The sequence below is a fragment of the Thermogemmatispora sp. genome (assembly GCF_042408735.1).
Classification (GTDB): Bacteria; Chloroflexota; Ktedonobacteria; order Ktedonobacterales; family Ktedonobacteraceae; genus Thermogemmatispora.
Map to the genome: position 1 here is coordinate 1 of NZ_JBHOQV010000004.1, position 21,326 is coordinate 21,326.

Sequence of the window (21,326 nt, forward strand, 5' to 3'; positions counted from 1 at the left end):
GGCTTTGGCCTCTCGGGCGCCTTTGGGTCGGCCCAGGAGCCGGAGCAGTTGCCGAGCAGTCTCCAGCGCCAGATTCTCGACCTGCTCTTCAGTTAGAGCAGCGGCGCTGGCTTCTCGATCTCGCGCAACCTGCTGCCCTCCGATCGGGCACAGACCATTGAGCCGAACAGCTCCGGCAGTTCCAACGCCATCCCAACTTACGTCTGGGACCACGATAGCCGAACCAGGTCTGGCTTTCCAGGCAGGCCCGGAGCCACGGCGTCATCCAGTTTTACGGCGAGGTCTGGAGCGCCCCGGGCTTCATGAAAATCAACGGCGACGAGGCCAACGGTGGGGCGCTTTGCGGCTCAACCAGGCACCAGTTGTCGCAGCGGCGATTGGCGCCTGGCTTACGCTCATTATCTGCTGCAGTACCAGCGCGACTACCTCAGCAACAGCATCCTGCTCAGGCAGATCGGGGCCTTCAACGAGCCGAATCTCTCAACCTGCTATTCGAGTATGGTTGTGAACCGCCCTGGAACTCATGGACAGATATCTCACGACACACGACCCGATTGCCTCCTGCCTTATCCAGCGGCGCCGGCCTTCGGCCTGCCACCTCCGATGTCCGCGGACGTCACTTCCCGCCGAATTGGCGGTAGCTGGCCGGCCCCTTACTCGGTCAGGGCAAGCGCAGGCAGGTTTTTGGCTCCATTTACGTTCCGGTCATGGTGCACACCACACCCGGGGCGCTCCTACTCCCGCACGTCCAGGGCAGCGATTCCAGCGCCTGCCCGCAGCAAGAGTACGTCTTGCTGCTCGGAAAATAGCGGTTCGCTTCCATCAGCCGGCTGCCACACCACGGGCACTTGTACGCCAGCCGCCGTCGGAGCTCGCCCCAGCCCATGTCCGCGCTGTGCCGCGCCAGCTTTGGGTTCTTCAGCAGCTCGCTCACGTTCAGGTCTTCCACCACGATCACCGCCCTGGTTTTCGACAGGCGCGTGGTGAGCCGGCGCAGCCGTGTCAGCCGCAGGGCTGACTTCTTCCGGCTCTTCGACCCTTTTTGCTGCTCGCTGCACCACTCGCTCTGCCGCCGCCACAACAGCCGCAGGGACCGCAACAGGGACTTCGGCGTCGGAATCCTGGCCACCATCCCATGGTCCTGCACCAGGGTGGCGAAGTGCCCCAGGCCCACATCAATCCCCACCGCCGGGCCTTGCGCCGGCTCCGGTCTGGCAGTTCCACTTCCACCGTCAGGCTCACGCGCCACCGTCCGTTTCCCGGCTCACCGTGGCGGACAGGATGCGGCCATGGGTCTTAGGCTCTTCCTTCATCCGAATGGCGCCAGGCTGCGGCAACTGCACGGCCCGGTCCAACACCCAGATCGAACCTGTCAGCCGGAATGGGTCATCTCGCCCCTTCTTCGGGAACCGGGGGAAGCCCATCTTCCGGCCTTCCTTCGCTCTGACTGGTCAAGGATAGCGAAGCCACAGCGCTCGCCGGCCGTTAGCTTCCTCTCGCAGAGCTGGGCTTGAGTCGGGCCCCCATCGCTCAGTACCTGCCGCCCTTCTTCAGCGCGTCTGATTATCAGAATATGATTCCCGTTCAAGTTTCGCGGAGGGTGAGCGGTATGGAGCAGGAAGGTCTGGCCGTGCCTTACGAGGATCGCCAACAGGTGATCCTCGGGGATGGCTTTGAGCAGGCCCTGGCCAACCTGGGCTGGCAGTTACGCAGTGCGCGCTCACCCTACAGTGATCCCCAGGTGCTGCGGCAGCCGTGGTTACGCTGCCCCAACGGCAGCCATTACCGGGAGCGCCAGCTCTACAATTTTTTACTGAGCACAAGCTGCCGCCAGGCACTGCGCCGCTTGATCGAGCGCCTCCCTTGCCCCGCAGACTTGTTGGTCTCGGAAGCCCGGGGCATGCTGCCCAACGCTTCATTTCTGCAGTTTCTCTTCGACCAGCAACTGCTCCTGCGGCAAGAGATGCTTCTCCGGCCCGGTCCTGGCCTGGCGCACCTGCAAGACCTGGGCCACACGCTGGAGTGGCTGATCGCCGAGTGGCTGCGCCTCTACGGCGTCGACCACTACGATCGCCTGGTTCCTGTGCGTCATGGGATACGTCTCTCTAGCCCCGCTATACCGGGAGACATAGACGTTCTGGCCTTTCTCGCTGAGGGTCCGCTGCTGATCGAGTGCAAGTCGCGCACCAGGACAATCGAGGAGGCCCACTTTATGCGCTTCATCTCGCAGGTGGACCTGCTTCGCCCCTTTGCCGCCATCTTTCTCATCGACATCGAAGGTCCCCTCCCGGCAGAGCGCGTGGCACAGTGCGCGCGCGTCCTCCAGCGGGCGGGGGCCGCCCCATTACAGGGCGCAGGCGGCTTCTACTGCACCGCCGAACGGATCTATCTGCTCAATGCCTCGCTGCGCTTCGATGAGCGCCTGGCCACAGCCCTGGAGGATGCCCGCCGCCGCTGGCGCAGGGGCGATCGCCGGCACTGGGCGGGCTGAAGGTCTGGCTTTGCCCTCGCCCTCCTTCTCTCCCCCTCGAGAGCAAAAGCGACCAGCGCCCCGGCCTCTTCCTTCTCTCTCCGCTGTCCTCCCTCCTGTCCCCGCCACTTCTCGGCTTCCTGTTCGCCCCCACCCAGATGGGCTACTGGGCTGACCTCCTCCGCCAGATCGGGACAGGCGAGCCACAAGGGATAGTAGAGGCGAAGCAGGCATCTCGACCGATGTCTGAATCGCGCGCTCAGGGGTGGTAAGGGCCTTGGGTGGAAACCTCTACTTTTGATGTAAGGAGCGATTATGCACACTTCGATGAACGAAGACGCTCCTATACAGGCCACTCAGCAGGTCACAGAAGGCCAGAGGACCGGCCTTTGGGCACTGCTGACTAGCTTTGTCTGCTGGCTTCCCAGGTCCGGCGAAGGATCCCGATCGGTCAGCAGGGTTGCCATGACAGGAAGACATGGCGAAGCGCGTGGTGGGGAGACCCGTCCCGATGTGGTTATAGGGGGCGTACTTCCACTTTGTTCATTTTTTCCCACTTTTGAGGCTTGCAAAGTAGTAGATGAGGAGTTCGCCATTCAATGGAGCAAGATGATCTTTCTCCAGAAATTGAAGCAGAGCTAGTCAGCCTGCGCCCCGCCCTGGAGCGCTTTTTCCAGCGGCAGCTACACGACTCCTCAGCAGTAGATGACTGTGTGGACGAGACCTACGCGCGCGCCTACCAGAGCTTGCGTCAGCGGGCCCTGCCCGTTCGCCACCCTCGCGCCTGGTTCTTTAAGATTGCGCGGCGTGTCTGCACCCAGTATCGTGCTGAGGAGCAGAAGCACCGGCAAACGGGTCAGATCCACTATTACTCGACAGCCGATGGTGAATGGCGCTCGGAAGTGGACGATCTGGCCGATGATACCGACCAGCAGCCGGAGGCAGTCGTGGAGCGGCGTGATCAGGCGCGTCTGCTGATGCGCGGCCTTCAGGCGTTGCCCCCCTATCAGCAGACGGCGGTAATGCTGCACTTCGCGGGCCAGTCAGCTCGCGAGATCTCTGTCCAGACGGGCCGTCCCCGGAGGACGGTCAACGACGATATCCGGAGGGGAATCATGCGTTTGCGTCGCCTGGTTCACAATACGGACTGAGACCGCTATGGGTTGTTGCGCTATATATGCAATACTACCGCTCGTATCAGCAAAGCGCTCACGATCTCTCGTCTCGACGGGCCACACCGCCAGGTGGCGCCAGCAGCGGCGCCCGAGGACGAGCATGGGGAGAGATGAGTACCTTTGAGAAAGACAGTAGGGGAGGATTCGCTTCATGTATCAGAACAGCGCTGAACCTCGCAGAGGGCCGTTGCGCGCTAGCGAGCTGCTCCTTGACCCTTCTGACAGCATTCGAGGCTCCACTTTCCTGGCACGTCAGCCGGCGACGTGCTCACTTTGGCCGGTAGCCGCCAGCGGGGACGATCAGGCCCAGATGTCAGAGGACGATACCGCTCACGACCCCAGCGATGCGGCGACAGGGAAAGCCCCAGAGGAGGCTCAGAAGACGAGCAGGCAGGAGCGGGAGGTCACCCAACGCCGGCTATGCCCCCTACCTGCTGATGGCGAGGCTTTAGTAAGCGAGCTGAAGACCGCCTTGGAGCGACAGTTGCTCTTGCCAAGCGGCCCGCTCCTGTTGGCCCTGGCACACTCTTCCTGGAATGTGCGCGCTGAGGCGGTGCGCCTGCTCGGCCTGAGCCGCGAGCCAATGATCGAGCTGCTGCTCAGCACACTGGGGCAGGAAGCTCATGAGGGGGTGCGTGAGGCCATCGTCTGGTCGCTTGGGCGCCTGATCCCCGCCTTGCTGGCCGATGAGCAGCTCCGCCGCACCTGGCTGGTACACGTGCGAACGACCTTGATTGCGCTGCTGCAGGCCGACGACTGCTGGCTGGTGCGCGAGGCGGCTGCCTGGGCTTTGGGTCGCTTAGGTTGGGCCACTCCTTTGGAGGCGTTGCGGCAGGCCCTCCTGAGCGACAGCGATGAGGAGGTCTGCGCGGCAGCGGCACAGGCCCTGGCTGCCTCGGGCAGGCGCCTGGCGCGTGCCTACCTGCTGGAGGCCCTGGAGAAGGTCGAGATGCCTTTTTTGCAGGAGACGATCCGCGAGGCCCTGGCGGAGCTTGACGAGGTTCTGGCTCGCAAAGAAGTCCAGGCGCAGCGGCCAGGTTCGCCGCTGCGTCAGACGCTGCTGGCCTTGCGCGATTTCCTGGAGGACCGCCGCGGCTCTCTGCTCGAGCCACGCCTCCTGGTAACGGGACAAGAGCCGGTCCTGGTACTGTGGTGTATCTATCAGGCGAAGGAGCGGCGGCTAAAAGAGGTGCTCGACGGCCTGCCACAGGACCTATGGGCAAGGGCTTTGATCGCACCACTTGAGGCGACGCAGCGCTCGAACGATCGGGTGCTGCGCCTCCTCGGCCAGCGCCTGGTCCAATATTGCCAGCAGCCTTCCTGCCAGGAAGTACTGATGCTCTCGACGACCATCTGTCGTCAGGCTCGGACTGAGTCGCTGCTGACGGAGCGGGGCCGTACCTGCCTGCGCGTCATCATTATCGGCGTGAGCGCGTCTGAGGTGGATCTCAACAAACCACCCGTGTTGCGGGAGCTGGCCCTGGCCTGGAAGGCGACTACACAGGAGGCGCCTCTCTGTGAGCAGGACCCGTGTGATCTGCGTCTCTGGTACCAGCCTTGTCCTAGTTGGGCCGGCCAGAGCTAGGGAGAGGTGGCCAGCCAGGGCCGGCTCAGGTGAGGCAGCCCTCCTGGCTACACCTCCTGCCACTTTCGCTGCTGTCTCAGCTTCATTCCTCAGCAAGCCGACTGCTGATCAGGGATGAGGTTGAGATAGCTCTTCCGGCTGCTCGGGATCAGCAGGGCGACGCAGACGACCAGGCTCCCGAATATGCTGCCGGCGCGGCTGCACCTGCGCAGTATGCTCCCGCTCGAAGAGCCAGAGGTCGCATAGATAGGCGCCAGAGACGGTAGTGAATATAGCCTTCTCACAGACAGAGCTTTTCGCTCAACCTGGGATCAGCAAGGGCAGCAGCCGGAGCACAGGAGCCGGCCAGCCCAGGCTATAATGAGCAGTGCCACCAGGATGGCGCCACTGGTGGCCAGCAGAAAGGAGTACCGATGACGACGGCGCGCTACCAGGAGGCCAACGGTCAGCATGCGCTTGAGCCGCCCACGCGCATGTCGCAGTGTATCTCGCCATTTGTTCCAAGGTGTCCAGAGAATCAAAGCCGGCTACAGCACGATCACGATGGCTCCCAGGAGCAGAGGCAGCAAGAGCACTATCCCGTCGAATAAAGCCAGATTGCTGCCTTCTTTTCACTCGTTCACCTGATGAGCCGGCAAGAGAGGGCCAGCGATGAGGTCTTCCATCTTCTAGGAAGGTCCGTTCTCCAGGAGAGAGACTGGTACTCTCCGACGTGGGCCGGCGCTGAGAGGCGGCTTCAGTCCCAATTGGCCGGCAGCTCCCCGAGGAAGGAGGCCAGCGTTTCGAGTATGCCGCCAGCCACCTCTTCGGCCAGAAGGCTGCGCTGCGCCGCTGGGGAGGTGGACCACTCTGCTCCTGTCCGAGCAGGAGGATGGAGGAGCTGAGAGTTATCAGCAGCAGCCTGGGCAGACCACCACCGGCGGCGGGAAAGAGCTGAAGCTGGCAGTGCTTCAGATGGGCAGTAGGACGCTGCCAGGCCGCCATCGATAGGCCCAAGAGGGCCGATTCTGCCTCCCGCTGGGGCGAGGGGCCAATTGACAGGTATAGCTGCTGGCGAGTGGGACCTCGCGTCGCCAGAACCAGGAGCAGCAGCGGCCAGTGGCCAGCAGCAGGCATAGCTCCGGCCAGCGGCTCGCACTATCGAGCCAGGACAGCGGCCGAACCGTCGCAGTCCTGCCATCGGTAGAGCCAGGATAGATCTTGACTGCAGGTTCAAAGAGCCGCTCGCCCACAAAGAGCCAGCTCTCGCTTCCGCCGGTCGCCAGGATCTGCGCCGGCCTCTGCCGATCCCGCTCAAAGCTGGCCAGCTCGACGCTCCCTGGGCACAGGACCAGATAGCTCCGGCTACGCTCAGGCTCTACCCACAAGCAGCGGCCGTTCACTGCGATCGTCGGATGCTTGTCTCTGGTTCCCTCCATATGTGGTGGACGGTGTCTGCTCGCTTGCTCTCCCTGAGTGAGGAGTTGACGCTCTTCAAGCGGGAAAGCGCCAGCTAGCCAATCAGTGTCAACAGACGCGAGAAAACAGGCAGGAAGAGCGCGCGCAGGTGCCTGTCCGAAGAGGCTGGCTGCTGCCGCAAGGTTTGCAGCTCTTCACAGCGCTCGCTTGCTTCGTCGAGGCGACCTAGAAGGGCAAGCAGGAGGACCTGACAACAGCGAGGTACGGGGTCGCCGGGCCTCATCAGAGCCAGGCGCTCGTAGACGGCAAGAGCCTCCTCTCCTCGGCCTAGACCACTGAAGAGCAGGGCCTGCTGATAGAGGAGGTCGCGGTCATCAGGGCGGCGCCTCAGCTTTTTCTGACAGGCCGCCAGGGCCTTTTCGGTTCGCCGGCGCAGAGTCGGCTGCTGCTCTGTCTCACGGGAGAGGAGCAGTGAGAGAGAGGCATGCGCTTTTCTATGAAGATACAGCGCCTGCAGCAGGGTCTCCAGGGACTGGCCATAGCAGCCCAATTGCGCCTGCACCCAGCTCTTTTGCAAAGCCGTTCTGGCGCTCTCGGGCTGGAGCTGGCAGGCGTAGTCACAGGCGTCCAGAGCCGCACGATAGCGCCCCAGGCACACGAGGACCTCGGCTTTGCTGGACGCCGCCCGGTGAAGGCGTGGATTGAGGCGCAAAGCCTCCTCATAAGCTGCCAGGGCCTCCCTATAGCGGCCCAGTTGCTGGAGGACATAGCCTTTGCCAGCCCAGGCCAGGGCAAAGTCAGGTTCCAGGCGCAAGGTTTCCTCATAGGCCGCCAGCGCTTCCCGGTAGCGCCTTAAATCTTGCAAAGCCCGCCCACGCTCAAACCACAATTCGGCGCTTTCCTCATCGCGCCGTAGTCCCTCTTCGACCGCCAACAGGGCCTCCTCCGAGCGTCTTAGCTGCACCAGTATCCGCGCCTTTGCTTCCCACAGGGAAGCCGCCTCTGGTTCCAGCCGCAGGGCCTCACTGCAAGCAGCCAGCGCTTCCTCATAGCGCTCTTGTCTCTCGTATATTTCCCTTTTACTGTTCCAAGCCCAGGCATTGGCGGAATCCAGGCGCAGGGCCTCCTCGAAGGCCGCCAGCGCCTCCTCATAGCGCTCCAGCGTCTCGAATGCCCAGCCCTGAGCCAGGTGCAGATCGGCCATCCTCTCATCGAGGAGCAGCCCTTGCTCGACTGCCCGCGACGCCTCTTCTGCTCTGTCGAGGGAGAGCAGGGCATTGGCCTTCTGAAGCAGAAAGAAGGCTTCTGATCGCAGCCTGATAGCCTCTTCAAGGGCCGTCAGCGCCTCCTCATAGCGCTCCAACGACTTGAGGGCTGTACCTTTGCCGCTCCAGCTCCAGGGATCGGCAGGGTCGAGGCGCAAAGCCTGCTCGTAAGCCTCTAGGGCCTCCTGGTGGCGTTCTAAGGCCTCGAGAGCGTCGCCTCGACATTGCCACAACCAGGCATTGTTGCTATTGAGCTTCAATCCCTGATTGCAAGCCTCTAAAGCTTCGCTGTATCTTTGCAGTCCCAATAAAGAGGCCACTTTTCCGCAGCAGGCGCCAAAGTGAGTGGGGTCAAGCTGTAGCGCCGCCTCGAAGGCCGCCAGCGCCTCAGCCGTTCGCTCCAACTCGCTCAAGAGGTAAGCTTTGCCCAACCAACTGTCCGCATCCCTGGGATGCAGGCGCAATACCTCCTCCCGCCAGGCCAGGGCCTGGCTGTAGGCGGTCAAGGCCTCCTCATGCCTGCCAAGCTCGTCGAGCGTAAGGCCAATCTGGTAGAAAAGCCGAGACAGCCCGTCCAGGCTGGCTGGGACCCTTGAAGCCAGGCGCAGCCCCTCATGAAGGGCTGCCAGGGCCTCTTCGCGGTGTCCCAGTTCGCGCAACGCAACCCCTTTGAGATGCCAGGGACTCCAGGCTGTCCCGGCCTCGCCCTGAAGTTTCAGCGCCTGTTCTGCCGCTTGTAGAGCCTCTCGATAGCGGCATTGGCTCAGAAAATGTTTCCCTCTCTCTAGCCAGCTCTGCCAGTTCGATGGCTCTTGCGCCGACCTCGCCGCCCCGGAATCCTGGCTCCTGGTCATCGGCGCTCCCCTTTTTCTCCGCTTGTTGCGCAGTCGCCGCCTGCTCAAGAGGTCGAGCGAGAGCCTCAACCGCTCATCAGCGAGGTCCGGCCAGAGGGCGTCTTCCCCGGAAAACAGGAGGCATCTTGAGCAAGAGATCACAGCGGGACTGGAGCCGAATGGCCAGCTCCGGTCTGATCGGCATCTCCAAGCCCGTGGTGACCTTGCGCGAGGGCAGCACTCGACTGCCCTCGCGCATTCCCCTGCCCCAGGCTCGCCGTTACCAACCATCCCGCCACCGGATCACGGTGCCGGGCCATAGAATGGTCGAAGCCCTCTCCCCCCACCTGCTGCTCAGTGTAGCTCAGGCTCGTCGGCCGGCTTCTCGTCGTGTCAAGACACAGTGGACCCAGAGTTGCATCCCAGCCTTTTGGAGCTGATCAAGCTCCTTAACAGGCATCCGCCGCCTGGGAGTGTAACAGGAACACCATTACCTGTCAAGTGTTATCGACTTCACTTCCAATTGAGCAGCACAGGGGCAAAGAAGGCAAGGAAGGTGAGTCCAGGCCGCCACTGAGGGGATCTTTGCTCTCTCTTCTCCAGCGCTCCTGTGAGCACTATGTCAGGAAAGATACGGGTAGATTTTTTACGCATCTATAGCGTATACTCTCTATAGAGAGACTTATTATTGCCTGGTTGCTCTAGTGATGCTCAAGGGGGTGAGAGAGGCAGGTGATCGGTCCGCGCCGGGCGCAGGCCGGCTCCTGGCCGCCAGAGCATCTGCTTCCCGCTTCGTTCGCCTGTTACCTGGCGCCGCTGGTGATGAGAGAGAGGCTTGGCCTGCTCTCGCCAGCCGTCTCTATCTCTTCTTGTTGAGAGACTGAGGCTTTCACCAGCTACGGGAGCGCTCGAGTTGTCTGTCGCCTTTTTCTTCCAGGAGAGGAGTGTGAGAGCCATATGCAGCAGACCGTGCAGATTCGTCCATCTGTCTCTTATCTGGTCAAGGGAAGCCTGGCCGGCGCCCGCGACTGTAGCTGTCCCTGTGATCCCTGCGACTGCAACCCCTGCGAGTGCCCGGGGGCCAGCCGCTGGCCGGGCTGGCGTCTGAGCCTTTACCACCTGCTCGAGGGCCACTACGAGCGGATCTCTCTTTATGGACACGAGTTGCTCCTGCTCTGCCTGGCACTCCCCCAGCGGGAGGCTGATCCCACCTCCTGGCAGGAGATCATCTTGACCGCTGCCTCTGCCAACCCGACTACCGTCCTCAAGCTGCTAGAGGGCATCGAGGAGCATCTGGAGGCGCTCCCCGCTGAGGTGCAAGGGCAGGCGCCCAGGCCAGGAAGGCGCGCCGTCTACGCCGTCCCTCTGGCCTATGAAGAACAGGGGTCAAGCCCAGTGCTGCGCGTGGAATTCTTGCCAGCCAGGGCTCGCCTGCTGCGGACCGCCGAGGCTGGACTCGCCTACCCGCCACCGGCCTGGACCTACAGCGGCCCTCTGGCCCGGCGCGGCTCTTTCCTCTGGCAATCTCCGCTGCGTTGAACTCACTCAGCCAACCCCTTGCCAACCACCTGGGGAACAGAGATGATCGATGGGGCCGTCGGTTGTCGACGGCCCTCCCCAGCGACTACTGCCCCCGCTCAGCAGGGCACTCTCCGGCCCCCGGGGGCAGGGTCTCCCTCAGCTCGCCCGGCATATGACCGCAGGCCCGCACCGCCTCGGCAATGCGCTCCGGTTCAAGCTGCCCGCTGGCGTAGCGCAGGGTCAGGGTCCTGGTCGGCAAGGCCGCGGCGATAATCTCGAGGCCCGGTAATGCCTCGAGGGCCGCCATGACACGCTTGAGGCAGCCCCCGCAGCGCAGACTTGGGATATGCAGCACAACCGTGGTCATCTCTTTTCTCTCTATCTCGCTCATTTCCTCCTCGACCAAACCCAGCATCTCCCGTTATCCATCTTCTCCACCAACGGCGAGAGCCGCCAGACAGACAGATCGCAGGAGCGCTGGCTACTACCACCTTGACTATACAGGAGACCTTTTTCCCAGTCATGAGGCTTTCACTGTATTTTTCTCTCAGGTCTTTTCCCGAGGACTATCTATCAGTAAGCAGAGATAGAATCTATCGCCGCCACATCTTTTAACTGTTAGATAAGTATAGTATTATATGATCATACAAAAATTCCATCGAGGGACTGTGCCTGGTGCGATAGGGCGTCCGGGTCGGTCTTCCTCAGCGTCTGCCTCCTGCGTTGTGGGCTAGTGCTCGCAGCTCAGCCGTTCTCTGGCTCGTCGACCCCTTCCTCCTCTTCGCAGGGGAAGTACAGATCCTCATAATTGGGATCCATGGCGACCTGAAGATCCCCAGGGAAGGACGGTCGCGAGATCTCCAGCCGCCAGATTCCCAGCAAGGCCGCCACGAGGAGCAGGCCACTGCCCAGCGCTAGCCAATCGTTGAGAGGCGTATGGGCCACAAAAGGATAGGAAATGCCCAATAGGAAGAGAAGAACGCAGACCCAGACGAGCATCCGCGCCCTGAGAGTTTCCACCAGGCCGGCCAGCGACGTGGCCAGGATACCTACGAAGGTCGTCATCAGGCCACGCTCGAGCTGATGGCTCTGAGCCAGCCCGATCGCTCCCAGACCGCAGGAGAGCACTCCCACCAGACCAGACAGCAGGCAGGAGATGGCCAGCCCCTCGCGCGGGTTCCTGCGGTAGCCCCAGCCCACAGCCACCAGTACCGGCAGGCTGCTGACCAGCGAAAGCAGCAGCGGCTGCCACCAGAGACCCCGTAGATCTGCCAGCCCAAGGAGCATCAAGAAGAGTACGATTCCGATACCCAGGAGCAGGCGCCGCCAGAAGCGCCACCCTCCTCCGCGGGCAAAAACTAGTGAAAGAAGTACTACTATCCATGGTGCCACAAGGAGGAGAATAACACGCTCAGCCAGGATAACGAGCAGCGCTACTCCACTGAAGCCCAGGCAGATGAACATGAAAACCAGGTAGCCTTCGGGCACGATCGTGCGCCCGGGCTGTTCCAGATTCAGGCTGACAATAAGCGGCACGAGCAGAAAGATGACCAGTCCGCAGCTCTGGCGGTAGGAGGCCGCGGGCATGAGAGTGCTGAAGACCACAACGATCGTCACTGTCAGGAAGAGCGTGACCATGAAGGCCACGAAGGCCGCGTGGTTGTCGCCAGCAGGAGCTAGCCGGCGCGGCCCTTGCGGTCTGCCGAGCATGGGTGGCGAACCTTTCTCAACCAGGGGCAAGGCAGAGCGAACCGGCTCCTTGCCGCAGAGCGCCAGCATCTGCTCCGCCGCGAACGTTGGACTATACCGTTCCTCTGTTCCCTCACAGAAGACCTACCTTCTGCCAGGCGCAGTGTAGCAAGCGCGCGCCTCTCCTGTCAATTCAAAGGCGGCGGGCAACTACCGCGACTTGCCCGCGGGCTGACCTCCCTCTCAGGTCTGTCAGAGAGCCAGCAGGATCTGCCCCAGTGCCTGCGACTCTCGCTGCTGGCCCATCCCCAGTTCGCGAGCAGCGCCGAGCCGGGCCGGACCTGTCCGCAAAGCAGGATCCGCATGTTTCTCTAGGTCTTTTTTCCAGGGCAGGCTGACAGGCCAGCCGGTTGCTGAGAACAGCTTGCCTGGCCTCTTTCTTCCTGCGCGCCTTCCCTGGCCAGCCCGTTTTGACAGCTGGCTTATATGTCCATATAATTCTACCCGTAGGAGAGTGATGCGCGAATGACTCATCTGAGACAGCCATCATCATTGCTTGCTCGTCTGAGCTGAGCGCCCCTACGCATCAACGAAGAAGCAGAGGGAAGACATGCTGAGGTGGTTTCGCCGCAAATCTACGCCATCCCGTCAATCTACCGCCAACACCTTCGACTACGCCAACAGGCCCACCAGCCTCACCGATGACAATGTACCCGTGCCATACATGCTGCCCAAAGATGACCGCGAGGTCAATCGTCTGGATTTCCAGCACTACATGCTGCGTTACGCCCTGCGCAGCAACTATCTGGCCCCCATCCTGGCACCGAAGCGCATTCTTGACGTCGGCTGCGGTACCGGGCGCTGGCTGGCCGAGATGGCCCAACTTTTTCCCGACGCCCACCTGGTCGGCTTCGATCTCAACCTGCCGCCCGCCACACCTTCGTTCCCACCCAACTGCACCTTTCGCCAGGGCAATCTCCTCGATGGCCTACCTTTCGGTGCCGGCAGCTTCGACTTCGTCCACCAGCGCTTGCTTGTTTTCGCCCTGCCCGCGGAGCGCTGGCCGCTCGTGATTCAGGACCTTGTGCGTGTGACTCGGCCGGGTGGTTGGTTGGAGCTGGTCGAGGTTGATCCGCTCTTCCAGCGCAGTGGCCCGGCCACGGCCCGCATGCTGCAGCTCATCGTAGCCGCCTGCCAGAGCCGCGGGATCGATCTGAAGATGGCCCTGCGCCTGGAATCGATGCTGCGCGAGGCCGGCCTGCTCCACGTGACGGCGCAAGTGGTTTCGATTCCCATCGGAGACTGGGGTGGGCGCCTGGGCAACATGGCCCGTACGGATTTCGCCGCCGGCAACCAGACCATCGCCCCGCTGGTCTCCGCTGCTACCGGCGTCAGCGCGGAGGAGTACCAGCAGCTCGCTACGGCCTGGCTCTACGAGTGCGAGCAGTATCGCAGCTATTGCAATTTCTACGTCATCTACGGTCAGCGCCCCCAGTAGAGCCTGACTGGCCCGGGCGAGCAGTCAGCCGGGGACATTGCTTCTCGCTTGAGCTAGATGCTATCGTAGAAGAGAAGAGCGCTACGAGGAAGATGCTCCGGCTGGCGTGGGCGCCCTATCCGGCTCGTACCTGGGCCGGCAGTTGCCACCTAACGAGACTACCAGGGAGAAGCTGATGCACTTTGAGAGCGAGCTATTGGTCGCCTCCCTACTGATATTGTTAAGCGTGCTGGCCTGGAAGATCGCGGGCCGGCTAGGCATTCCTGCCCTGCTCCTTTTCCTGGGCCTGGGCATGCTGGCCGGCTCGGATGGTCCGGGCGGTATCTATTTTGACGATGCCCAGCTCGCTCAGGAAGTCGGTATTGTTGCTCTGGTGCTCATCCTGTTTGCCGGAGGATTGGAAACGCGCTGGACGGTGGTGCGCCCAGCGCTCGGCGGTGCCCTCTTGCTTTCGACGCTGGGTGTGCTGCTGAGCGCCGTAGCCGTAGCTCTGGCAGCGGTTTGGCTCCTGCACGCCTCGCCGCTGGAGGGTCTCTTGCTCGGCTCCCTGATCTCGGCCACCGATGCCGCAGCGGTTTTCAGCGTGCTGGCAGCTCGCAATCTGCGCCTAAGCGGCCAGCTTCTCCCTTTGTTAGAGCTGGAATCGGGCACCAACGATCCGATGGCAGTCTTCCTGACCCTCGGCCTGATCCGCTTGTTGAGTGAGCCTCAGACGTCGCTCGCCAGTGTGCTTCTGCTCTTCGTGCAGCAGATGGGGCTTGGTCTGCTCCTCGGGCTGCTGATTGGATGGCTGGCCACCTGGTTGATCGCTCGGCTGCACCTGGATGTGGAGGGCCTCTACCGGGTTTTGACGATCGGCCTGGCCCTCTTTACCTACGCGGCTACGGCCCTGTTGGGTGGCAGCGGCTTCCTGGCAGTTTATCTGGTCGGGCTGCTGCTCGGCAATAGCCAGGTGGAGGGTATCGAGCGCATCGGACGCTTTCATGATAGCCTGGCCTGGTTGATGCAGATCGCGATGTTTCTGATTCTGGGCCTGCTGGTCTTTCCCTCGCGTTTACCTACGGTGGCCCTGGCTGGACTGCTGATCACGCTGGTCAGCGTCTTTGTGGCCCGGCCAGTGGCGGTGCTCCTGGCCCTGCTGCCATTGCGACGCATGCCCTTGCGTGAGAAATGCTTTGTGGCCTGGGTGGGACTGCGCGGTGCGGTCCCTATTGTGCTGGCCACTTTCCCGCTGCTGGCCGGGCTGCCGCGTGCGGAGCTGCTCTTCGACCTGGTCTTCTTCGTGGTCCTGGCCTCGGTGCTCTTGCAGGGAACGACGGTGCCGCTGGTGGCGCGCTGGTTGGGGGTGGCCCAACCAGCCAGCGCTCAGGTCCAGGCTCAGGTCAGGGAGGCCAGGTCCAACGGACCATCTTAGGCCCGGGCCAGAGCCTCTTCAAAGGCCCTCGTCGAGAATGGGCCTGCTGACCAGCCGGGCTCAGGTGAAAGCCTCCATCACGGGCACCTACGACGAGCACTTCGGCGGCCTGGCCAGCTCTAGCGAGCTGGTGATGGGGCACATAGAGGAGTCGATGGCTACAGAAAGGGTAGCCGCTGAAGGCAAGGCCATCATCCACCGACTGGGCGACCGGCGCCAGAATGCCGCTCACCGTCGCCAGCTTGCTGGCAATCCCGAGACTGCTCAGATCCTGCCAGAACCCGGTCTACGAGATCGCCAGCCAGGCCCCACTTTGGCCACCACTGTTGCTGCCTGCCTCCACAACACAGGCACCGCTATCGCTAGCTCACCCAGATCCTCAAAGGGCGAGCAGGCTAGCGCCAGCATCTCCTCTCCCGCTCCTTGTAGAGCATAGGGTTGACGAGGCCGGTGCCGGCATACGCGCCATCAGCAAGGCTTGGCCCGGCTGGAAGGACGCCACTGGGACGGAAGTTCCTGTCCGCGCCGCGTTGGGCAGCGCTCAGACAGCGCCAATTCCAGCCACAGCTATGGCTGCGCCGGCCTGGGCCGCGAGGGGAGTAGCCAGAGAACCAGCACGGCGGCCAGCAGGCAGCCGAGACTGCCAAGCGTTAAAGCCCAATTGAGGGCGAGAGGAACGCCGGGACTGGCAAGGAAGAAGGAGCAGCAGAGAAGTAGCAGGACAAGGGTCAGCCAGAGGCCAAGACGGTCGCGGATACCAAGGGCGGGCGGCCCTCCGACGGTACCGAGATAGCAGCAGAAGAGAGCAACCAGGCCACGCGGCAAGTCTACGAGCTGTCCCAGGCCCACCAGAAGGGATAGCAAGACCAGCAGAAGGGTTGCCGTGAGGATGAGGCGAGTAATCACCAGGCGCCTGGCTTCCTCCAGGCGCGGAAGACAACGGACAAGGAGAACGGCCGGGACAGCCAGGAACAGGGCAACGAGCGGGGGCTGCCACCAGCGCGCGAGCAGGTCGGCACAGCTAATCATGATGAGCACGGCCACCAGCGCGAGAGCCTTGAAGCGCTCCTCCGCTCCAGCCTGCTGCGCCGGCAGCGAGGCACAGCGACTCAGTCCGACAAAGGCCAGCGGGCAGAGAAAAAAGAGCCAGCTCTGAGCGATCAGGGCAGTCTGCAGGGCCGCCAGATAGAAGGCTAGCGCGATGAGCATGGCCACCAGGCAGGCCCCCAGGGACGCGCTCAGCCCCACAAGCTGAATGCCAAGCGCCAGGAGAAGGAAGAGAGCCACCTGCTGGGCGTCCTCGAGGGCCGATCTGGGGATGAGCGGACTCAGATAGGCCGAAAGTGCGATCAGGCCACAGCTGACTGGTATGATGGTCAGCATGAGGTTGGCTAGCAGGCGTAGGCCACTCGCGTTCCTGGTTGCTCTCGCCGAATCGGGCTGCATCGCCTGGCCTTTCTCGCCGGGGCGCTTATCTCACCGCCGAGCCGAGCCAGCGCGGGCCAGCTCGGATCGAACCAATCTCGCTCCGATTTTCCTCCTACTATCAGCGAGTGTAGCAAGGAGGAACAGTTCTGTCAACGCTGCCTCCCACTGAAGCAAGGTGAGTCGGCCAGGTCAGGCCAGAGGACTGGCGCGCAACACCTTTCTTTCGCTGGTCCGAGAGAGAGCCAGCAGGGTAACCTGGCCTCTGAGATGAGGGCGCGGCCACGCGCTCACTCATGACCAGGCTCCCTAGCTGCGCCAGGGTTGGGAGGGCGGCGACACCGGCCATAACTCTGCCCCAGACCGCAGGGCATCCGTATCGCCAGCTTTGGGATAGCCGCCTGTGGGATAGCTGCCGCTCTGAGCCGGGGGTCTGAGAGCACCTCGCTTCCCCGGCGCTGCCAGGCTCTGGAACTGGGGAGCAGCCGCAGTTGGGACAGGGGACCGCCGGACCTGCTGGGCCTGGCGGGCCTGCAGGCGCGCCTGGGCCTGCGCCCGCTCCTGCCTGCTGCGCCGTGTGGCCTGCAGGCGCCGCCAGAGCAGCCAGCCCACAGCCCACAAGCTACCACCATAGAGAGCCAGCGCCCACCAGCTTTGGGTATCGCTGCCGCTGCCCAGCCCGTGTAAGGTGGCCAGCCCAAAGAGGAGCAGAGTCAACAGGTGGAGCCGGCGCCACCAGCGGTAGCCAATATGGGGACGCAGCAAGGTGCTGATACCAATAGCCAGACCCAGATAGAGGGCGCAGATGCCCAGGGCTACCCATAGAGGCCGATAGTGGCTGGCCAGAGGAATAAGAATCTCGTTCCAGCCGAAATGCGTAAAGGGGTCAACCCAAACGGCCACGATGTGAATGCCAACGAAGATGGTAGCCAGCAAGGTCAGAAAGTTATGCAACTCATTGTTTACCAGCCGCGGCCAGCGCCTCGGCGACTGGAGCTGACCCGAGAGGGCCAGGCCCGCACAGACCGCCAGGGTCAACAGCAGATAGGCTGTCAGACCGCCCGCTCGCGCCACATTCCAGGTCACACTCTGCCAGATCGTTCCCATAGAGCTTGTCTTCCTTTTTTTTCATACCCCGTAAGAGGATTGGTTCGGTCTATACTCTTCCCGCCGATGGCCAGGTCAGGCCAGGCTGGCGAGGAGGTGTGAGCGCCATTGCGGCCAACCAATCAGCCAGTCGACAGGGAAGCAATGCCAGGCATCGGCCTGATTAGAATCTCTCGTTGGCCTGGCCTGGTAGTCCGGCGCTCTTCCCCTCTTCTCTCTCCTGCCAGCCGGCCATCAGTTGGTCAGGCCAGGGGGCGACGCTCTGCCAGCTTCCATCCTCGTGAACGAAGAGGCCGGCCAGAGCGTGACGACGCAGAAAGGCCGGACCCGCCTCGGGACCGAGAATGAAGGCCACCTTGGCCGCGACCTCAGCCTGCTCGCAGCGATCAGCGACGACGGTCACCGACCACAGGCCATGAGCGGCGGGCAGGCCGGTGCGCGGATCAAGCAGGTGGTGACGCAGGCGGCCATCACACCACCAGCGTCGGCGGGCGATGCCCGAGGTGGCCATCGCGCCGCGCCGCAGGGGCACTGTCCAGCCGCCCAGCCGTCCCGGCACGGCAATCGCCCAGTGCTCGCCAGCGGGCGGCACGCCAGCTACCGCCAGGTCGCCGCCGGCATTGACCAGAGCCGGGACTATTCCCCGCCGGCGCAAGGCCCCCAGGGCCGTATCCACAGCCATCCCTTTCGCAATGCCTCCAAAATCAAGCTGGACTCCCGCCGGCAGTCGCACCTGCCGCTTGACGGGATCAAGCTCAATTCGCCGCCAGGCACCCCCAGATGGTCGAACCTGACTCTCCCCCACGAGTGATGCTGCTCTTTCTGTCATAGACACTTGCCCGGCCCGCTCTAGTAGCTCAAAGCTGCGGTCATAGCCAAGCTGCTCGAGCTGCCGCAAGAGCGTTGGGTCATAGAGGCCCTCGCTGGCGGCAGCCGCCTCCAGAGCGTGCGTCAAAACGACATAGAGCAACTCGCTTACCGCCACCCACTCACCGGCCCGGCGGTTCAGCCGCATCAGCTCGCTCTCAGGGCGAAAGCGGCTCAGTGTCTCCTCCCAACGCTCAAAAAGATCCCTGATCAGCTCGCCGCCGCGCTCGCTGGCCTCAGCCGGCAGCAGGTAGCTGACCGTCGTCCCCATGGCCCGGAAGCTGCCGCGCCTCATTCCCGGTGGAGTCACATACTCAGGAGACGCCACTTCCACTGTGCCCCTGTCCGAAAGCTGGCTGGCTGCCAAAGTTATCCCCTCCTTGCTGATTGAAGTAGCCGCTGTTGTCTTGGGACGAGCTGCTGTTTGCCGGGCTGGAGGACGACGATGAGCTGCTTCCAGCCGAGTTCGTCGCGCTGGTCCCTCCGGAGTGCGTCGACGACGATGAGCCGCTGCTGTTGGACGGCGTGCTGGTCTGGGAGCTGGACGACGACGATGTCGTCGAGCCAGTGCTGTTCTGGGTGGCACTCGCGCTGGCCTGATGGAAGGCCACCAGCCCGCTGAAGGTCCCAAAACCCGCCACGGCCAGGGCGACGGCCCAGCGCTTCAAGCGCCGGGCCAGGCGCTGGGCCTGCTCCTTAGGCATGCTGGCCCGTTTGGGCTGCCGTCCCGACCCCGCCGACTGCGGCGAGCGGGCGACAGGCCGCTGCTCGGTTCCGGCTCCTGATGCCCTCTGGGCAGAGAGTGGCTGCCGCCAGGCGCCGTCCACTGAGGGCATGGGCACCGTCTCCCAGCCTGTCGGCCTGACATACCCCGTCCCATAGGGCAGATCATAATAAGGGGAATAAGGAGTAGCGGCAGAGCTGGCCCCGGGAGCACCCGCCCTAGCGGGGTAGCCGGCCTGGGTACTGCCGTAGATCCCGTAGTTTCCATGATAAGCGCCATAGGTGCTGCCACCGGCGTCTCCGGCCCCAGCGGCAGCACCGTGCTCTCTTCTCTCATCGCGCACGCTTTCACCTCTCGTGTGTAGAGCTTCTCTCGAAGATAGAACATCAGCTACGAGCAACCTGACCTCTCGCCTAGTTTAGCAACCGTGTCTTGTAGCTGCATTGGAAGAGCATGAGAACCTTCTCATCGGCAGAGACCCTCTCCGTCCAGGCTCTCCCAGTCCGGGAGAAGGGGCGGCGGACGCAGCATAGCTCACAGGGACCGGCCGCCGTCCTTGTTGCTTCCCTTGCCTCTATTAGCTATGCCACGCGCGGATGAGAGTTGCATTTGATCCAGATGAGAAATCTCTCATGAAACTTCAAGAAACCAGGCCAGGGGAGGGGGCCAGGGAAGGCCAGGAGAGGGATCAGGAGGCGAGGAGGAAAGGCAGGGGGAGAGGACAGGCCAGCAAGCGCGAGCTGTACCGGCTCGGGGGCCTTGCTCTGCCGGTACAGGAAAGCCTAGAAACTTATCAGCCAACACTGTCCGATGAGCGGCTCATTCCGGGATCAAGCCGCCGGACAGAGCGGACAAGGCTGCGCCGTAGCTCAGCTCAGGCCACGCTGCAGCTTGCCCCGTTCACGCTGAAAGCGGTCGGCTTTGCGTTCGCGCTGGTCCAGGTTCCATTGAAGCCAGGCGAGGGGGTAACGCTGGCTCCGGCGGCCACGCTGCCGTTATAGGAGGCGTTGGTCACCGTCACCGTACTGCCCGACTGGCTGAAGGTACCGTTCCAGCCCTGAGTAACCGTCTGACCAGAAGGGAAGGAGAAGGTCAGTCGCCAACCGTTCCAGGCCGCCGTACCCGTATTGGTAATCGTCAGGCTGGCCGTGAAGCCGCCCGGCCACTGAGCCGTCACCGTATAGCTCACGCGGCAGCTTGTGCTGGCAGAGCTTGTCGGTGTGGGGGTCGGCGTGCGTGTCGCGGCAGCCGTCGGGGTCGGCGTCGGGGTACGCGTCGCGCTGGCCGTTGGAGTTGGCGTCGGGGTCGCTGAGCCGCCGGAGCCTGTGCCGCTCACCACACCCACACCGGAGTAGGTAGTCACCTCATTGATGACATCGCTGGTCGGATCAAGGGTGTAGTTGTAGGGTGCCGCCGTGAAAGTGCCGACCTGGGTCACATCGACCTCGGCCCCGCCATAGTCGTTGCCGCGCTCATTGGCAAAGCCATCCTGGGGGCTATCGCCGGTCGTCGTCAGAGCCACATTCACGTTGCGGAAGACGTTGTTCTCAACCAGGACCTGGGCGCCCATGCGGGAGTGGATAGCGCTGCCGTCCACATTCTGATAATAGTTGTTGTAGATGTGGCCGGTGCCGAAGCGCAGGCTCGGCAGGCGAGAATTGACGCTATAGAACCAGTTGTGATGGTACGTCACATGGAGATGGCCCGTATCCTCGGAAGCATTGGAGTCGGAATGACCCACCAGCGAGACCTTGTAGTGATCGTGCAGGCGGTTCCACGAGACCGTAATGTAGTCCGAGGCATGGGTGATGTCGATCAGGCCATCGTAGTAGTCCTTGCCGTGATCCATGTCTGAGAAGAGATTGTTGTGGTCGACCCAGACATGCTGCGAATGCTCGATATGGATAGCATCCCCGCTGGTATTGCCGTCAGCTCGCACAAAGGAGATGCTCAGGTTGCGAATGATGACATTGCTGACGTCGTCAAGCGAGAGGCTGATGCCGACCAGGGAGGCCGTGGAGCCAACGCCAATAATGCTGGTGTTGGAGCCGACATCAACGTCGGTGTCGCCCGTGATCGTGCCACTGACATAGACGATCTTGGGCGAGGAGCCCTTGACAGCATTCTGGAGAGCAGAGAGCGAACTAACAGTGGTCACGCTCCCACCAGCCCCGCCGGTGGTACCAGCGCCATAGCCCACAAGCTGATCAACGGGGGCCGCCGCCGCCGTGTGCGTGCTCAGCAGCACGGGCACGAAGGCTAACCCACCACCGACGAGGACGAGCAGCGTGATCGTCGCCACCCAGAATAGCTTCCTGCTGAGAATACGCTTCATGCGTACCTTCCTCCTTGACA

General features: G+C 62.7%; 18 protein-coding genes. 10 read left to right on the forward strand and 8 right to left on the reverse strand.

The window, feature by feature from the left end:
- Positions 1-694 precede the first annotated feature (694 nt).
- Positions 695-1,249 (reverse strand): transposase, encoded by a 555-nt coding sequence (locus ACFMO7_RS00455; RefSeq protein ID WP_376793572.1) that lies wholly within the window; start codon positions 1,247-1,249, stop codon positions 695-697.
- 360 nt (positions 1,250-1,609) lie between these two features.
- On the opposite strand from ACFMO7_RS00455, the gene ACFMO7_RS00460 reads away from it, so the two are divergent.
- The 4 genes from ACFMO7_RS00460 (at position 1,610) to ACFMO7_RS00475 (ending at position 5,820) form a co-directional block, all read left to right on the forward strand.
- Entirely contained in the window at positions 1,610-2,491 is an 882-nt protein-coding gene (locus tag ACFMO7_RS00460; protein ID WP_376793573.1) for a hypothetical protein, read from the forward strand.
- Positions 2,492-3,069: 578 nt separating this feature from the next.
- Positions 3,070-3,621: an RNA polymerase sigma factor gene (locus ACFMO7_RS00465; protein WP_376793574.1), complete on the forward strand. Its 552-nt coding sequence runs from the start codon at positions 3,070-3,072 to the stop codon at positions 3,619-3,621.
- Positions 3,622-3,955: 334 nt separating this feature from the next.
- On the forward strand, positions 3,956-5,230 hold the full coding sequence (locus ACFMO7_RS00470) for a HEAT repeat domain-containing protein (protein WP_376793575.1): 1,275 nt from the start codon (positions 3,956-3,958) through the stop codon (positions 5,228-5,230).
- 413 nt (positions 5,231-5,643) lie between these two features.
- Positions 5,644-5,820 carry a hypothetical protein gene (locus ACFMO7_RS00475; protein WP_376793576.1) on the forward strand — a complete coding sequence of 59 codons (177 nt, stop codon included), beginning with the start codon at positions 5,644-5,646 and terminating at the stop codon, positions 5,818-5,820.
- A 902-nt stretch (positions 5,821-6,722) separates the two neighbouring features.
- Here the strand turns inward: ACFMO7_RS00475 and ACFMO7_RS00480 are convergent.
- Positions 6,723-8,747, reverse strand: a complete 2,025-nt coding sequence (locus ACFMO7_RS00480; RefSeq protein ID WP_376793577.1) for a tetratricopeptide repeat protein — start codon at positions 8,745-8,747, stop codon at positions 6,723-6,725.
- Between the two features lie 125 nt (positions 8,748-8,872).
- On the opposite strand from ACFMO7_RS00480, the gene ACFMO7_RS00485 reads away from it, so the two are divergent.
- Together ACFMO7_RS00485 and ACFMO7_RS00490 are read left to right on the forward strand one after the other, a co-directional pair.
- The gene (locus tag ACFMO7_RS00485) at positions 8,873-9,166 is read left to right on the forward strand and encodes a hypothetical protein (RefSeq protein ID WP_376793578.1); all 294 of its coding nucleotides are present in this window, start codon (positions 8,873-8,875) and stop codon (positions 9,164-9,166) included.
- 517 nt (positions 9,167-9,683) lie between these two features.
- Positions 9,684-10,265: a hypothetical protein gene (locus ACFMO7_RS00490; RefSeq protein WP_376793579.1), complete on the forward strand. Its 582-nt coding sequence runs from the start codon at positions 9,684-9,686 to the stop codon at positions 10,263-10,265.
- 85 nt (positions 10,266-10,350) lie between these two features.
- On the opposite strand, the gene ACFMO7_RS00495 is transcribed toward ACFMO7_RS00490, so the two are convergent.
- Positions 10,351-10,638: a heavy-metal-associated domain-containing protein gene (locus ACFMO7_RS00495; RefSeq protein WP_376793580.1), complete on the reverse strand. Its 288-nt coding sequence runs from the start codon at positions 10,636-10,638 to the stop codon at positions 10,351-10,353.
- Between the two features lie 353 nt (positions 10,639-10,991).
- On the reverse strand, positions 10,992-11,957 hold the full coding sequence (locus ACFMO7_RS00500; RefSeq protein WP_376793581.1) for a hypothetical protein: 966 nt from the start codon (positions 11,955-11,957) through the stop codon (positions 10,992-10,994).
- A gap of 589 nt (positions 11,958-12,546) precedes the next feature.
- On the opposite strand from ACFMO7_RS00500, the gene ACFMO7_RS00505 reads away from it, so the two are divergent.
- The 3 genes from ACFMO7_RS00505 to ACFMO7_RS00515 all read left to right on the forward strand — a co-directional run bounded on the left by ACFMO7_RS00505 (position 12,547) and on the right by ACFMO7_RS00515 (position 15,284).
- Entirely contained in the window at positions 12,547-13,434 is an 888-nt protein-coding gene (locus ACFMO7_RS00505; RefSeq protein WP_376793582.1) for a class I SAM-dependent methyltransferase, read from the forward strand.
- 175 nt (positions 13,435-13,609) lie between these two features.
- Positions 13,610-14,848, forward strand: coding sequence for a potassium/proton antiporter (locus ACFMO7_RS00510; RefSeq protein ID WP_376793583.1), 1,239 nt, complete (start codon positions 13,610-13,612; stop codon positions 14,846-14,848).
- A gap of 37 nt (positions 14,849-14,885) precedes the next feature.
- Entirely contained in the window at positions 14,886-15,284 is a 399-nt protein-coding gene (locus ACFMO7_RS00515) for a hypothetical protein (RefSeq protein ID WP_376793584.1), read from the forward strand.
- Positions 15,285-15,415: 131 nt separating this feature from the next.
- Here the strand turns inward: ACFMO7_RS00515 and ACFMO7_RS00520 are convergent, their stop codons facing one another.
- From ACFMO7_RS00520 to ACFMO7_RS00530, 3 genes are all read right to left on the reverse strand, one after another.
- Complete coding sequence (locus ACFMO7_RS00520) at positions 15,416-16,294, reverse strand: hypothetical protein (protein WP_376793585.1); 879 nt, start codon at positions 16,292-16,294, stop codon at positions 15,416-15,418.
- Between the two features lie 288 nt (positions 16,295-16,582).
- Positions 16,583-17,380, reverse strand: a complete 798-nt coding sequence (locus ACFMO7_RS00525; protein WP_376793586.1) for a ferric reductase-like transmembrane domain-containing protein — start codon at positions 17,378-17,380, stop codon at positions 16,583-16,585.
- A 163-nt stretch (positions 17,381-17,543) separates the two neighbouring features.
- Positions 17,544-18,614, reverse strand: coding sequence for an FAD:protein FMN transferase (locus ACFMO7_RS00530; RefSeq protein ID WP_376793587.1), 1,071 nt, complete (start codon positions 18,612-18,614; stop codon positions 17,544-17,546).
- 35 nt (positions 18,615-18,649) lie between these two features.
- Here ACFMO7_RS00530 and ACFMO7_RS00535 point away from each other — a divergent pair, with 35 nt between their 5' ends.
- On the forward strand, positions 18,650-18,847 hold the full coding sequence (locus tag ACFMO7_RS00535) for a hypothetical protein (protein ID WP_376793588.1): 198 nt from the start codon (positions 18,650-18,652) through the stop codon (positions 18,845-18,847).
- 998 nt (positions 18,848-19,845) lie between these two features.
- Here ACFMO7_RS00535 and ACFMO7_RS00540 read toward each other — a convergent pair.
- Positions 19,846-21,306 (reverse strand): cellulose binding domain-containing protein, encoded by a 1,461-nt coding sequence (locus tag ACFMO7_RS00540; protein WP_376793589.1) that lies wholly within the window; start codon positions 21,304-21,306, stop codon positions 19,846-19,848.
- Positions 21,307-21,326: the final 20 nt, after the last annotated feature.